14 protein-coding genes are annotated in these 12908 nt (G+C 67.8%); all 14 read left to right on the top strand.

All coding sequences use genetic code 11. The annotated features are described in order from the left end of the window. The first annotated feature begins 21 nt into the window (after nt 1-21). Complete coding sequence (locus DWF00_RS12360) at nt 22-945, top strand: carbohydrate ABC transporter permease (RefSeq protein ID WP_114827846.1); 924 nt, start codon at nt 22-24, stop codon at nt 943-945. Further along, nucleotides 942-1775, top strand: coding sequence for a carbohydrate ABC transporter permease (locus DWF00_RS12355; RefSeq protein ID WP_114827845.1), 834 nt, complete (start codon nt 942-944; stop codon nt 1773-1775). The genes DWF00_RS12360 and DWF00_RS12355 overlap by 4 nt, the downstream gene beginning before the upstream one ends. Before the next feature lie 23 nt (nt 1776-1798). Further along, nucleotides 1799-2680 carry a sugar phosphate isomerase/epimerase family protein gene (locus tag DWF00_RS12350; protein WP_114827844.1) on the top strand — a complete coding sequence of 294 codons (882 nt, stop codon included), beginning with the start codon at nt 1799-1801 and terminating at the stop codon, nt 2678-2680. After that, entirely contained in the window at nt 2677-3672 is a 996-nt protein-coding gene (locus DWF00_RS12345; protein ID WP_114827843.1) for a Gfo/Idh/MocA family protein, read from the top strand. Before DWF00_RS12350 ends, DWF00_RS12345 begins: the two co-directional genes overlap by 4 nt. Nucleotides 3673-3934: 262 nt before the next feature. Further along, nucleotides 3935-4969, top strand: coding sequence for an ABC transporter substrate-binding protein (locus tag DWF00_RS12340; RefSeq protein WP_114827842.1), 1035 nt, complete (start codon nt 3935-3937; stop codon nt 4967-4969). Nucleotides 4970-4972: 3 nt separating this feature from the next. Then, a complete protein-coding gene (locus tag DWF00_RS12335; protein WP_114827841.1) occupies nt 4973-5875 on the top strand; it encodes an ABC transporter permease in 903 nt (300 codons plus the stop codon). Then, nucleotides 5851-6600 (top strand): ABC transporter ATP-binding protein, encoded by a 750-nt coding sequence (locus DWF00_RS12330; protein WP_114827840.1) that lies wholly within the window; start codon nt 5851-5853, stop codon nt 6598-6600. The genes DWF00_RS12335 and DWF00_RS12330 overlap by 25 nt, the downstream gene beginning before the upstream one ends. A gap of 154 nt (nt 6601-6754) precedes the next feature. After that, nucleotides 6755-7210: an RrF2 family transcriptional regulator gene (locus DWF00_RS12325; RefSeq protein WP_114827839.1), complete on the top strand. Its 456-nt coding sequence runs from the start codon at nt 6755-6757 to the stop codon at nt 7208-7210. A 106-nt stretch (nt 7211-7316) separates the two neighbouring features. Then, nucleotides 7317-7859: a flavin reductase family protein gene (locus DWF00_RS12320; RefSeq protein WP_114827838.1), complete on the top strand. Its 543-nt coding sequence runs from the start codon at nt 7317-7319 to the stop codon at nt 7857-7859. 159 nt (nt 7860-8018) lie between these two features. Continuing rightward, nucleotides 8019-8615: an RBBP9/YdeN family alpha/beta hydrolase gene (locus tag DWF00_RS12315; RefSeq protein ID WP_114827837.1), complete on the top strand. Its 597-nt coding sequence runs from the start codon at nt 8019-8021 to the stop codon at nt 8613-8615. Nucleotides 8616-8771: 156 nt separating this feature from the next. Then, entirely contained in the window at nt 8772-9767 is a 996-nt protein-coding gene (locus DWF00_RS12310) for an MsnO8 family LLM class oxidoreductase (RefSeq protein ID WP_114827836.1), read from the top strand. A gap of 25 nt (nt 9768-9792) precedes the next feature. Then, nucleotides 9793-11148: an LLM class flavin-dependent oxidoreductase gene (locus tag DWF00_RS12305; RefSeq protein WP_114827835.1), complete on the top strand. Its 1356-nt coding sequence runs from the start codon at nt 9793-9795 to the stop codon at nt 11146-11148. Nucleotides 11149-11153: 5 nt separating this feature from the next. Further along, entirely contained in the window at nt 11154-12332 is a 1179-nt protein-coding gene (locus tag DWF00_RS12300; RefSeq protein ID WP_114827834.1) for a M20 aminoacylase family protein, read from the top strand. Nucleotides 12333-12364: 32 nt separating this feature from the next. Beyond that, the gene (locus DWF00_RS12295; RefSeq protein ID WP_114827833.1) at nt 12365-12901 is read left to right on the top strand and encodes a GNAT family N-acetyltransferase; all 537 of its coding nucleotides are present in this window, start codon (nt 12365-12367) and stop codon (nt 12899-12901) included. Nucleotides 12902-12908 lie beyond the last annotated feature (7 nt).

Below are 12908 nucleotides of genomic sequence, written 5' to 3'. Positions count from 1 at the left end.
GTCAGCCTGCGAGGCCCCGACATGTCGCTGCTCAACCCGTCACTTGCCGCCGCGCGCGATTATCCGACGCCGTGGCAGAACCGGCTGATGCCCTATCTGCTGCTCCTGCCGGCGCTGGCGGTCGTGCTGATCGTCGTGTTCGTGCCGATGCTGGAGGCGGTCGTCACCAGCCTTTACGACCTCGTGCTGTGGAAGCCGAACGCGGCCCGCTTCGTCGGGTTCGGCAACTACGTCAAGCTCTATGCCGATCCGGTGTTCTGGACCGCGCTCTGGCATACGATCATCTGGATCGGCCTGACCGTGCCCCTGCAAATGGGGCTCGGCCTCGTCGCGGCACTGCTGCTCAACCGCGAATTTCCCTGGCGCGGGCTGGCGCGCGCGCTGGTCATCATCCCCTGGGCCTTGCCCAGCGTGGTGATCGCGCTGATGTGGCGCTGGATCTACGACCCCAATACCGGCGTGCTCAACGACCTGCTGCTGCGGCTGTCGCTGATCCAGAGCGCCGTGCCCTGGCTCGCCGATCCCGGCATCGCGCTCTACGCGGTGATCGCCACGCTGACCTGGCAGGGCTTCCCCTTCTTCGCCGTGATGATCCTGGCCGGACTGCAGGGCATCCCGCAGAGCCAGTACGAGGCGGCCTCGATCGACGGCGCCAGCACCTGGCGCCAGTTCCGCCACATCACCTTGCCGGGCATCGCGCCGGTGCTGGCGACGGCGGGGCTCTTGCGCGTGATCTGGGTCGCCAACTCCATGGACGTCATCTTCGTGATGACCGAGGGCGGCCCGGGCTACGCCACCCATACCTTGCCGCTCTACGCCTTCATCCGCGCCCGCAAGAACCTCGATTTCGGCTACGGCACGGCGATCGCGGTCACCTTCACGATCATGCTCGGCCTGTTCGTCGCGCTCTACATCGCCCGCACGATGAAGGAGGTGGAACGATGAGCAAGCCGACGCTGCTGCGCCGCATCCTCACCACCGACCTGCCGGTGCTCGGCATCATCCTGCTGGCGCTCGGCCCCTTCGCCTGGATGATCCTGACCTCGCTGACGCCGTCCGAGCAACTATCTGCGACCGGCGTCTCGGTCTCGCCGACAGGCTGGCGGCTCGACAACTACACGCGGCTGTTCGCGCAGACCGCCTTCCTCGGCAATATGGGCCATAGCCTGATCATCTCCGTCGGCACCGTGCTGCTCGGCCTGAGCGTGTCCGTGACGGCAGCCTATGCCCTGTCGCGCTTTCGCTTCGCCGGGCGGCGCGCGATCATGCTGCAGTTCCTGCTCGTCAACATGTTCCCGGTCGTGCTGCTGATCCTGCCGCTCTTCGTGCTGATGCGGCGGCTCGGCCTGCTCGACACCCATCTCAGCCTGATCATCGCCAATGCCACGGTGGCGATCCCCTTCGCCGTCTGGATGCTGACGAGCTATATCGCGGCGATCCCGAAGAGCCTGGACGAAGCCGCGATGATCGACGGCTGCTCGCGGCTTACGGCGCTCAGGCGCGTGGTGCTGCCGCTCGCCATGCCCGGCATCGTCTCGACCGGCATCTACATCTTCATCACCGCCTGGAACGAGTACCTCTACGCGCTGACGCTCGGCGGCAAGAACGTCCGCACCGTCACGGTCGCGATCCAGACGCTGATCGGCGAGTACCAGATCGAATGGGGCCTGCTCGCCGCCGGCGGCGTGGTCGGCGCCATGCCCGCCACCCTCCTCTTCCTGATCGTCCAACGCCGCTTGATCGGGGGCCTGACCCAGGGCGCCGTCAAGGGCTGATGCAGCGAGTGACCACACGAGCCATGAACCCGATCGGCCTGATATCCATGCAATATGCCCGGCCCTTCACGGCCGAGCACTTCCCCTTGTTCAAGCGCATGAAGGAGCTCGGCTTCGACTTCGTCGAACTGCTGGTGCCGGAGCCGGGCGAGCTCGACCTCGCCGCGACCCGCCGCGCCCTTGCAGACGCGGACTTGAGCGTCGTGCTGGCGGCGCGCGTCAATCTCCAGCGCAACCTTTCGTCCGAGGATGAGGCGGCCCGCCGCGCCGGCATCGACTATCTCCGCTACACGGCCGATTGCGCCGCCGCGCTCGGAGCGACCATCGTCGGCGGGCCCCTGACCGGCAATCCGCTGGTCTTCGCCGGCCGCGCGCCGCAGCCGGTCTCCGAACCGGAGCGCCTCGCCCGCAAGCAGCGCTGCGTCGAAGGGCTGCGCGAGGCCGGCGCCCACGCGCAAGCGGCCGGCGTCACGCTCGCCGTCGAGCCGCTGAACCGCTTCGAGAGCGACGTGCTCTGCACCACGCAGCAGGCGCTCGAACTGCTCGACGCTGTCGATCACCCGGCGGTGAAGCTGATGCTGGACACGTTCCACATGCATATGGAGGAGGCCTCGATCCCCGAGGCGATCGTGCTGGCCGGCAGCCGGCTGGTGCATTTCCAAGCCAACGAGAACCATCGCGGCTTTCCCGGCACGGGCGCGACCGACTGGGTAGCAGTCGGCCGGGCGCTGCACCAGATCGGCTATGCCGGCCCGATCTCGCTCGAGCCGTTCCGGCGCAACGACGACCGTTTCGGCGTGCCCCTCGCGCAATGGCGGCCGCCGCACGAGGACGAAAGCGAGCGCCTCGCCGCCTCCTCCGCCTTCATCCGCTCCCACATGACGCTCACGGATTATCGGCGATGACCCTTCGGATCGGATGGATCGGCTGCGGCATCCACGCCACGCAGATGCTGTTGCCGCAGCTGGTGCGGCACGATGTCAGGATCGCGGCGCTGTGCGACATCGATGGCAAGCGCCTGTCCGAGGCCGGAAGGCAATTCGGCGTCGATGCGCTGCTGACGGACGCGGCGGAGTTGATCCGCACGCCCGGGCTCGACGCCATCGGCATGGCCGTGGGCCCCGACCAGCACCTCGCCTTCGGCAAGGCGGCGCTGGAGCGCGGCCTGCCCGTGTTCATGGAGAAACCACCCTCGGCCTCCGCCGCCGGCGCGCGCGAGTTGCGCGCCGCCTCCGAGCGCGCCGGCAAGCCGCTGCTGCTCGGCTTCATGAAGCGCTATTCGGTCGGCAACAAGATCGCCCACAACATCATAAAGTCCGGGCGCTTCGGCCCGGTGCTCGGGCTGACCGGCTACTACATGACGGCTCCCGGCTATTTCGCCGGGAACGTCGACTATACCGGCTTCTTCCTGCACCATTGCGTCCACTACATGGACCTGGTCTCGCATCTGGTCTCGCCGGTCGCCGCGCTCTCGGCCCGGAAGGTCGAGAAGGTGCCCGGGCGCGTGCTCTTCCACGTCAATCTCGACTTCGAATGCGGCGCCATCGGCACCATCGCCATGGGCACCATCCAGTCGCGCGGCACGCCGGTCGAGCGCATCGAGCTGATGGGCGACCATCAGCGCATCGAGATCGAGGACGTCATCGAGCTGCGCTGGCACCGCGATCCTCCCTTCAAGGCCGGCGACCCCGCCGCCACCCTCTCGAACGACGCGGACACGCTGACCTGGAAGCCCAACTTCACCGCCGCCGCCAACGAGGACTTCAAGGGCTATCATGCCCTGCTCGCCGACGTCGTGCCCGCGCTCGCCGGCGCCGCGACCGCGGCTCCCAGCATCCACGATGGCGTCGTGGCGATGGAGCGGCTGGAGAAGTTGCGGCAAGCCCTCGCGCTCTAAGCTGCGCCAGCGCCCCTATAACGACCGCGCGACGAACTTTCCGTCGCGAAGAAATGGCGACCGCCTACGGCTTCCAGCCGTTCGTCCGAACATGCGGGTGAGGATGTTTCACCCCTCCTCCGGCCGGGTGGCACCGTGGCAGGCTCTCGGCGCCCCAATAATAGACAATAAATTCTATAGACTATTTTTATCGAGATTGCGATCCTGATCCTGTGCCCGCGCCGAGCGTTTGGCCGCGCTTCGCCAAGACATTGGAATCGATATGACAGCACTGCTCTTCCGTGTGACGGCGCGCCCTTTCCTGGTGGCGGCCTCGCTTTTCCTCGCCGGGGCCGCCGCTGCCGGTCCCCTTGCGGACAACGCGCCGATCCCTGACAAGATCGCGCCGGGGACGAAGCTGGTCGTCGGCGATCCGCAGATCAGGGTCGCGCTGACGCTGTCGGGCGAGCTGCAGAAGCTGCCCTTCACGGTCGAATGGGCCAATATCTCCGGCGGCCCGCAGACGATCGAGGCCTTCCGCGCCAAGGCGCTCGATATCGGCTCGGTCGCCGACATTCCGCCGATCCACGCGCAATGGACCGGGCTCGACGTCAAGATCGTCGCCGCCAAGTTCCGGCTCGATCCGATCGGCCACCCGATCTACGTCATCGGTACGGCGCCGGGCTCCCGCATCGAGAAGCTTGCGGACATCAAGGGTCGGAAGATCGCCTTCAGCCCCGGCCAGGCCCAGGGCGCGTTGGTTCTGCGGGTGCTGAAGAAGCTGAATCTCAAGCATAGCGACGTGCAGCTTGTCGAGCTGCCGAGCGTCGGCGACGCCTATACCAACGCGCTGGCGAGCAAGCTCGTCGACGCCGCCCCGATCGCGGAGGCCAACAAGCAGCGCTACACCCAGAACTATGCGAGGGACGGCGCCAAGGCCCTGCCGCACGGCCTGCGCGACGATCCGGCCTATCTCTACGTGGTGAAGTCCTCGCTGCAGGACCCCGACAAGGCCGCCGCCATCCAGGCCTATGTCAAGGCCTGGGGCCGGGCCGCAAAATGGGTCGAGACCCATCCGGACGAATGGGTCAAAGGCTACTACGTCAAGGACCAGGGCCTGAAGGAGGATGCCGGCCGCTTCCTGATCGAGTCGAATGGCAGCCCGGATGTGCCGCTCGACTGGAACGGCGCGATCGAGCGCCAGCAGGAGACCATCGACCTGCTCGCCGACGAGCTGAAGAAGCCCGTGCTGAAGGCCGAGACGCTGTTCGACCGGCGCTTCGAGAGCGTCGCCGGCGCTGCCTATCAGGGAGAGTGAGCCATGGCCGATCTCTCGATTGCGACCGCGCGCACCGGTACGGGCTCACGCGCAAAACCCGCCGGATGGCTGCGCCTGCCCAGCCGGTCGGCAGCGCTGGCCGAGGCCGGCGAAACGTCGCGCCGGCGGAAGCGCAAGCTCGGTCCCGGCCCGGTCATTCCCTATGGCGCCGCCATCGGGCCGGCGCTCCTGCTCATCCTGTGGAGCCTCGGCTCGGCCACCGGCTTTATCGACGACCGCATCCTGTCGGCACCCTGGACGGTGGCGAGCACCGGCTGGGAGCTGATCCAGGACGGCCGCTTGCAGGAGAACCTGTGGACCTCCTTCGTCCGCTCGTTCTGGGGCCTGTTCTGGGGCATCGTCGCCGGCGCCTCGCTCGGCGTCATCGCGGGCCTGAGCCGGATCGGCGAATACCTCGTCGACGGCCCGATCCAGATCAAGCGCGCCATTCCCGCCCTGGCGCTGATCCCGCTGCTAATGCTCTGGTTCGGCATCGGCGAGGGCATGAAGATCCTGACCATCGCGCTGATCACCTTCGCGCCGATCTACATCCAGACCCATGACGGCCTGCGCTCGACCGATGCCCGCTTCATCGAGCTGGCCGAGACGCTCGACCTCAGCAACGCGCAGTTCCTGCGCCATGTCGTGCTGCCGGCGGCGCTGCCGGGCTTCCTGCTCGGCCTGCGCTTCGGCGTCACCTATTCCTGGCTGGCGCTGGTCGTGGTCGAGCAGGTCAACGCCACCAGCGGCCTCGGCTACATGATCAACCTGGCCCGGACCTATGGCCAGACCGAGGTCATCATCCTGTGCCTCGCCGTCTATGCCGCGCTCGGCCTGAGCTCGGACTGGCTCGTGCGCCTCATCACCCGGAAGGCTCTGCCATGGCGCAAGATTCTCGCGGATTGAAACCTGAGCCGGCCGTGCGCGTGCGCGGCCTGACCCGGCGCTACGGCGAGCGGACCATCCTCGACGGTGTCGACCTCGACATCGGGCGCGGCGAGTTCGTTGCGCTGCTCGGCCGCTCCGGCTCGGGCAAGAGCACGTTTTTGCGCGCACTGGCAGGGCTCGATCATGGCGTGCCCGGCTCCGGCCGCTTCGAGGCGCCCGATGCCGTCTCGGTCGTGTTCCAGGATGCGCGGCTGCTGCCCTGGAAGAAGGTCGCCGATAACGTCTCGCTTGGACTGAAGGGCGACATCGTGCGCGAGCGCGCCCTGCGTGCGCTCGGCGAGGTCGAGCTGACCGCGCGCGCCGAGGCCTGGCCGATGCAGCTCTCCGGCGGCGAGCAGCAGCGCGCCGCACTGGCGCGTTCGCTGGTGCGCGAGCCGGAACTCCTCCTGCTCGACGAGCCGTTCGGCGCGCTCGATGCGTTGACCAGGCTGCGCATGCAGGCGCTCCTGCTCGACCTCTGCGCCCGCCACCAGCCGGCGGTCCTGCTGGTGACCCATGACGTCGACGAGGCGATTCACCTGGCGCAGCGCGTGCTCGTCCTCGAGCAGGGCCGCTTCATCGTCGATCTGACGATCGACCTGCCCTCCGCTCCGGCCGAGCGCGAGCTGCGCTTCGCCGAGGTGCGCATGCAGCTGCTGACCAGCCTGGGCGTGACCGAGAAGGAACTGCGGCGCGTCGCCTGATTCCGGCGCTGCGCTGCGGCACCGCATCGGGCGGTCGCCGTCCCGACCTCGGCACCTCTAGGAAAAAATCCTATTTTATACTGCCGCAGTAGAATTCCCTTGTCACCGGCTGCCGAAATCGCTATCGCCGATATAACCGGGCAAGGGGATTATCGTGCTCACCAACAAGGGCAAATACGGCCTCAAGGCGATCATCCACCTCGCCAAGCTCGAAGCCGGCGAGACCGCCCAGGTCGCCGACATCGCGCAGAAGAACAACATCTCGAAGAAGTTCCTCGACGCGATCCTGCTCGACCTGCGCAATGCCGGCATGCTGCGCAGCAAGAAGGGGCCGGGCGGCGGCTATGCGCTGGCCAAGCCGGCGCGCACGATCAAGGTCGGAGCCGTGATCCGGGCGCTGGAAGGCCCGCTGGCGCCGATCGCCTGCGCCAGCCGCTCGGCTTTCCGCCCCTGCGAGGATTGCGGCGACATCGAAGCCTGCGCCGTGCGCTCGGTGATGAGCGAAGTGCGCGACGCCATGGCCGGCGTGCTCGACAACACCACGATCGCGGACCTCGCGCGCCGCTCGCTGCTCCACAGCGAGGCGGGCAGCGATCAATACGTCATTTGAGTGATCTAGCTTTTCAATAGACAAATCTCCGTGACGATCTTAGGCTGAGGGTGAATTGCGCGCGCCGTTGCTGTGCGCCCCTCCCCCCAATCCAGCGGACGTCGCGATGAACCAGCAAGTCAACGGCTTCAGGCCGGCCGATGTCGAGGCCGTGGAGTTCCGCTCGGTGATGCGCAACGTCGCCGGAGCCGTCAGCATCATCACCGCCTCGCATGGCGGCGCCCGCGCCGGCCTCACCGCGACCTCGCTCACCGCGCTGTCGGCTGAGCCGCCGGCCGTGCTGGTCTGCGTCAACCGCGGCGCCTCGGCCTGGCCGACGATCGAGCGCGCCGGCCATTTCGCCATCAACGTGCTCGCTGCGCGCCATCAATCGATCGCGGACCGCTTTGCCGGGCGCGGCGGCCTCAAGGGCGAGGAGCGCTTCGGCGAGGGCGACTGGACCCGGCTCGTCACGGGGGCGCCGGCGCTCGACGGCGCGCTCGCCGTGCTGGATTGCGAAACCGAGGAGGCGATCGAGCGCCATTCGCACACGATCCTGATCGGCCGGGTCAAGGCCATCCGGGAGGCCGGGACCGAGGGCGCCCTGCTCTACTGGCGCGGGCTCTACGGCAAGCTCGACGAGTCCCTGCAGCACGGCGCCGGGATCTGAGCCTCGACGATCCCCGCTCCCGCTCGGCAGCGGAACAAGCTTCTCCCGCGAAGGAACAAGCACGAAAGTCTTGCCAAGGATCATGTAGAATTTGCCAAGACGTTTCGTTGACCGGCTACGTCGAGACAGCGATGATCATAGTCAAGAAGGATCATCGCCATGACAATTCTCGTTGTTCCCGGCCTGCATGGCTCCGAGCCGGCGCATTGGCAAAGCCGCTGGGAGGCCGAACGCGACGATATCGAGCGCCTCCAGCAGGCCGATTGGGATGCGCCGGAGCTGGAGACTTGGGTATCTGCCCTGCGCGGCCACGTCGAAAGGCGGCCGGGCGCCGTCCTGGTCGGGCATAGCCTCGGCGCCACCCTGATCGCCCATCTCGCCACGCGGCACCCGGAGCTGGACATTGGCGGCGCCCTGCTCGTCGCGCCGGCCGATCCCGAGCTGCGCATCTCCCGCGTGCGCGGCATCGCCTCCTTCGGCCCGCTGCCGGCCGAGCCGTTCAACTTCCCGGCCATCCTCGTCGCCAGCCGGAGCGATCCCTACATGGCGCAGGACCGCGCCCGCATCATCGCCAACCTTTGGGAGGCCGCCTTCGTCGATGCCGGCGATGCCGGCCATATCAACGTCGCCAGCGGCCATGGCGCCTGGCCGGAAGGCCTGCGCCTGCTCGACCAGATCCTGGTGCGGCAACGCTCCTTCACTCGCCCCACGCGGGCGCCGGAGCGCCCGCGGCAAAGTGCGGCCACGCGGCACTGATCCGCGCCGCTCCGCGCTTCCAGCCGCAGCTCCACCAGCAGAAGCGCCACGCCTCATCAGGTTTCGCGGCTCTTTCGCGCATTTCTCCGCTCAAATAATCTACTCAATCTATAAAATGTTAGAAATAAACCCTCCATCACCGAACGAGTTCGACGAATGAGCTACCGCCTCAGCCTGCTGGACAAGAGCCCGATCCTGGACGGGGAGAGCGCCACCAACGCGTTGGCGCGCACGGTCGCGCTGGCGCAGAAGGCAGAGCGTTGGGGCTTCCACCGCTTCTGGGTGGCCGAGCATCACGGCATGGCCGGGCTCGCCAGCCCGGCGCCGGAAATCCTCGTCTCGTACATCCTGGCCAGCACGTCGCGCATCCGGGTCGGCTCCGGCGGCGTCCTGCTGCAGCATTACAGCGCCTACAAGGTGGCCGAGAGCTTCAACCTCCTCGCCTCGTTGGCGCCCGGCCGGGTCGATCTCGGCATCGGCAAGGCGCCGGGCGGCCTGCCCTTCTCGACGCAGGCCCTCCAGGCGCTGCACGATCCGGCCCGCAAGCCCAGCTTCTCGGAGCATCTGCGCCAACTCGACGGCTTCCTCAACCACGCCGGCCAGCCTTCAGTGAACCGCGCGCTGGCGACCCCGATCCCGCCGAAGGCGCCGGAGCGCTTCCTGCTCGGCGCGAGCCCGGAGAGCGCGACGCTGGCGGCCGAGCATGGCTGGCAATTCGTCTTCGCCGGCCAGCTCAACGGCGATCTCGACACGATCGAGCGCAGCTTCGACGCCTATGCCAAAGCCGGCGGCGAGGACCCGCTGCTCGCCGTCGCCGCCCTCGTCGCGAAAGCCCAGGGCGAGGCCGAGGCGATGGCCGCCGGCCTGCGCGTCTTCAGGCTGCATCTCGACAACGGCCCGAGCGTCAATCTCGGCAGCGAAGCGCAGGCTGCCGAATTCGCCAGGCAGGCCGGCGCGCAGAGCTACCGCACCGAGGAGCGCACGCCGAGCGTGCTTGCCGGCACCGCCGCCCATGTCCGGCGCGAGCTTGACCGGCTGCATCAGCGCTTCGGCGTCGGCGAATTCATCCTCGACACGCCCGTCGCGGCCAAGGCCGAGCGACTGGCCTCGATCGAGCTCATCGCCAACGAAATCCTCGCCGTCGACGCCTGACGGACCTGAACAGGAGAGCACCGCCATGAGCGGACAGCGCATCACCTTCGGCATCATGCTGCAGGGCCCCGGCAGCCACATGAATTCGTGGCGCCACCCGAGCAGCCCGGCCGATGCGAGCGTCAATTTCGACTTCTTCGTCCGCACCGCCCGCAAGGCCGAGGAGAACGGCATCGCCTTCGCCTTCGTCGCCGACGGGCTCTACATCAACGAGAAGTCGATCCCGCATTTCCTCAACCGCTTCGAGCCGATCTCGATCCTGTCCGCGCTGGCGGCGACGACCTCGAAGCTCGGCCTCGTCGGCACGGTCTCGACCTCCTATAGCGACCCGTTCACGATCGCCCGGCAATTCGGCACGATCGACCTGATCAGCGGCGGCCGCGCCGGCTGGAACGCCGTCACCTCCCCGCTGGAGGGTTCCGGCCGCAACTACAGCCGGCCCCATCCCGAGCATTCGCTGCGCTACGAGATCGCGACCGAATATCTTGACGTGATCAAGGGGCTCTGGGATTCCTGGGACGACGACGCCTTCCCGCGCGACCGCGAGAGCGGCGCCTTCTTCGACAAGGCCAAGCTGCACACGCTCGGCTACAAGGGGCGCTTCTTCTCGGTCGAGGGGCCGCTCAACATCCAGCGCTCGGCGCAGGGGCAGCCGGTGGTCTTCCAGGCCGGCGCATCCGAGGCCGGCATCGGGCTCGCCGGCAAGCATGCCGACGCGGTGTTCAGCAACAATGTCGGGTTGGAGGAGGCGCAGGCCTTCTACCGCAACATCAAGAACAGCGCCGTCGTCCATGGCCGCAGCGCCAACGACATCAAGATCTTCCCCGGCATCGGCCCGATCGTCGGCGCGACCGAGCGCGAGGCGGAGGAGAAGTACCGCGCGATCCGCGACCTGATCACGATCGATGACGCGCTGGCCTATCTCGGTCGCTTCTTCGACCATCACGATTTCGGCGCCTACCCGCTCGACGCCCCCTTCCCGGAGCTCGGTGAGATCGGCAAGAACAGCTTCCGCTCGACCACCGACCGGATCAAGCGCAACGCCGCGCTGAAGGGCCTTACCTTGCGAGAGGCCGCGCTCGACGCCGCGACGCCGCGCACCGATTTCATCGGCACGGCCGAGGCGGTCGCCGACCAGATCATCGCCCGCGTCGAGCAGCAGGCGGCCGACGGCTTCATCCTCGGCTTCCCGGTGATCGCAGAGGGCTTCGACGATTTCGTCCGCCTCGTCATCCCGATCCTGGAAGAGCGCGGCGTCTATGACCGCAACCTTCCCGGCAAGACCTTGCGCGACCATCTCGGCCTGCCGCGCCGCGAAAGCCGCTACGCCCGGACGAGTGACGGCGCGCCCAGCCTGCGCGACCTGAAGAGCGCCGGCTGACGCTCATGACCCTTCACGCCATCGTCCCCGGCGCCGTCGCAAGCGGCATCGAAGCCACCATCGACGAGTTCGTCGCGCTGCGCCGGGATCTCCACCGCCATCCCGAACTCGCCTTCCAGGAGACGCGTACCAGCGCGCTGGTGGCGGAGAAGCTGAACGCCTGGGGCTATCAGGTCACGACCGGGCTCGCCGGCACCAGCGTTATCGGCACGCTGAAGCGCGGCGGCGGCGTAAAGCGGCTCGGCCTGCGCGCCGACATGGACGCGCTGCCGATCACCGAGGCGACCGGCCTGCCCTATGCCAGCGCCCATACTGGGGCGATGCATGCCTGCGGCCATGACGGCCACACCGCGATCCTGCTCGCGGCGGCGCGCTACCTCGCCGAGGCCGGGCGCTTCTCGGGCACGCTCAACCTGATCTTCCAGCCGGCCGAGGAAATCGGCGCTGGCGCCAGGAAGCTGATCTCCGAGGGACTTTTCGAGCGCTTTCCCTGCGACGCCGTCTTCGGCCTGCACAACTGGCCGGGCGTGCCGACGGGCCAGTTCGGCTTCGTCGAGGGACCGGCGATGGCCTCGGTCGACCAGGCGCTGATCACCATCATCGGCAAGGGCGGGCACGGTGCCTCCCCGCATGAGACGGTCGATCCGGTGGTGGCGTCCGCCTTCTTCATCACCGCCCTGCAAAGCATCGTCTCGCGCAGTATCGACCCGCTGGAGACCGCCGTCGTCAGCGTCGGCTCGATCCATGGCGGGACCGCCTCGAACGTCATTCCCGACAGCGTCGAGCTCAAGCTGACGATCCGCAGCTTCAGCGCCGCGGTGCGCGAGCAGTTGCAACGGCGCATCCCGGCGCTGGCCCAGGCCCAGGCCGAAAGTTTTGGCGCGCGCGCCGAGGTGAAGTACCGGCTCGGCTTCCCGGCGCTGGTCAACCGCGGCGAGGAGACCGCCTTCGCCCGCAAGGTCGCGATCGAGGCCTTCGGCGCAGCGAAGGTCGAAGAGCAGTTCCGGCCGCGCACGGCGAGCGAGGACTTCGCCTTCATGCTGGAGGCGAGGCCCGGCAGCTACCTCTTCGTCGGCAATGGCGACAGCGCCGCGCTGCACAGCCCCAACTACGACTTCAACGACGCGATCCTGGCGCCCGCCGCGACCTACTGGGCCCGCCTGGCGCAGGCCTATCTCACCTGACCCAATCCGCCCTGCCCAAAGGAGTGACCGCCATGAGCGACAGCTTCATCTACACCACGCCGCTGGACGAGCGCTCGCAGCCGCTGATCGAGGCGCTGACCTGGGAGTACTCGACCCGTTACGGCAATTATTTCGGCGACCCTGGCGCCGAGATGAGCCGCTACCCGGCCGAGCTCTTCGCGCCGCCCGACGGCAATTTCGTCCTGCTGGTGCGCGACGGCGTCGCGATCGGCGGCGGCGCCTTCAAGCGCTACGACGAGCACACCGCAGAGCTGAAGCGCATCTGGACCCATGCCGATCTCCGCCGCCAGGGTCTCGCCCGCAAGGTGGTCGAAGAACTCGAGGCGCAGGCGCTGCGGCAGGGCTACAGCAAGATCTATCTGACCACCGGCTTCCGCCAGCCGGAGGCGACCCAGCTCTACCTGCGCACCGGCTACACCGCGCTGTTCGACGTCACTGTCGATCCGGAAATCTACAAGCATCTCGCCTTCGAGAAGCGGATCGGCGCGCCGGCCGTGCCTGCCGCCGCCGTCAACGCCGCATCCCACGCGACCGCGAGCGCTGCCTGAACGGCGC

Origin of the sequence: Allobosea caraganae, assembly GCF_003351345.1 — a bacterium.
GTDB lineage: Bacteria > Pseudomonadota > Alphaproteobacteria > Rhizobiales > Beijerinckiaceae > Allobosea > Allobosea caraganae.
Note: the sequence above shows the minus strand (reverse complement) of the source record. Positions and strands in the feature narration are given on the sequence as shown.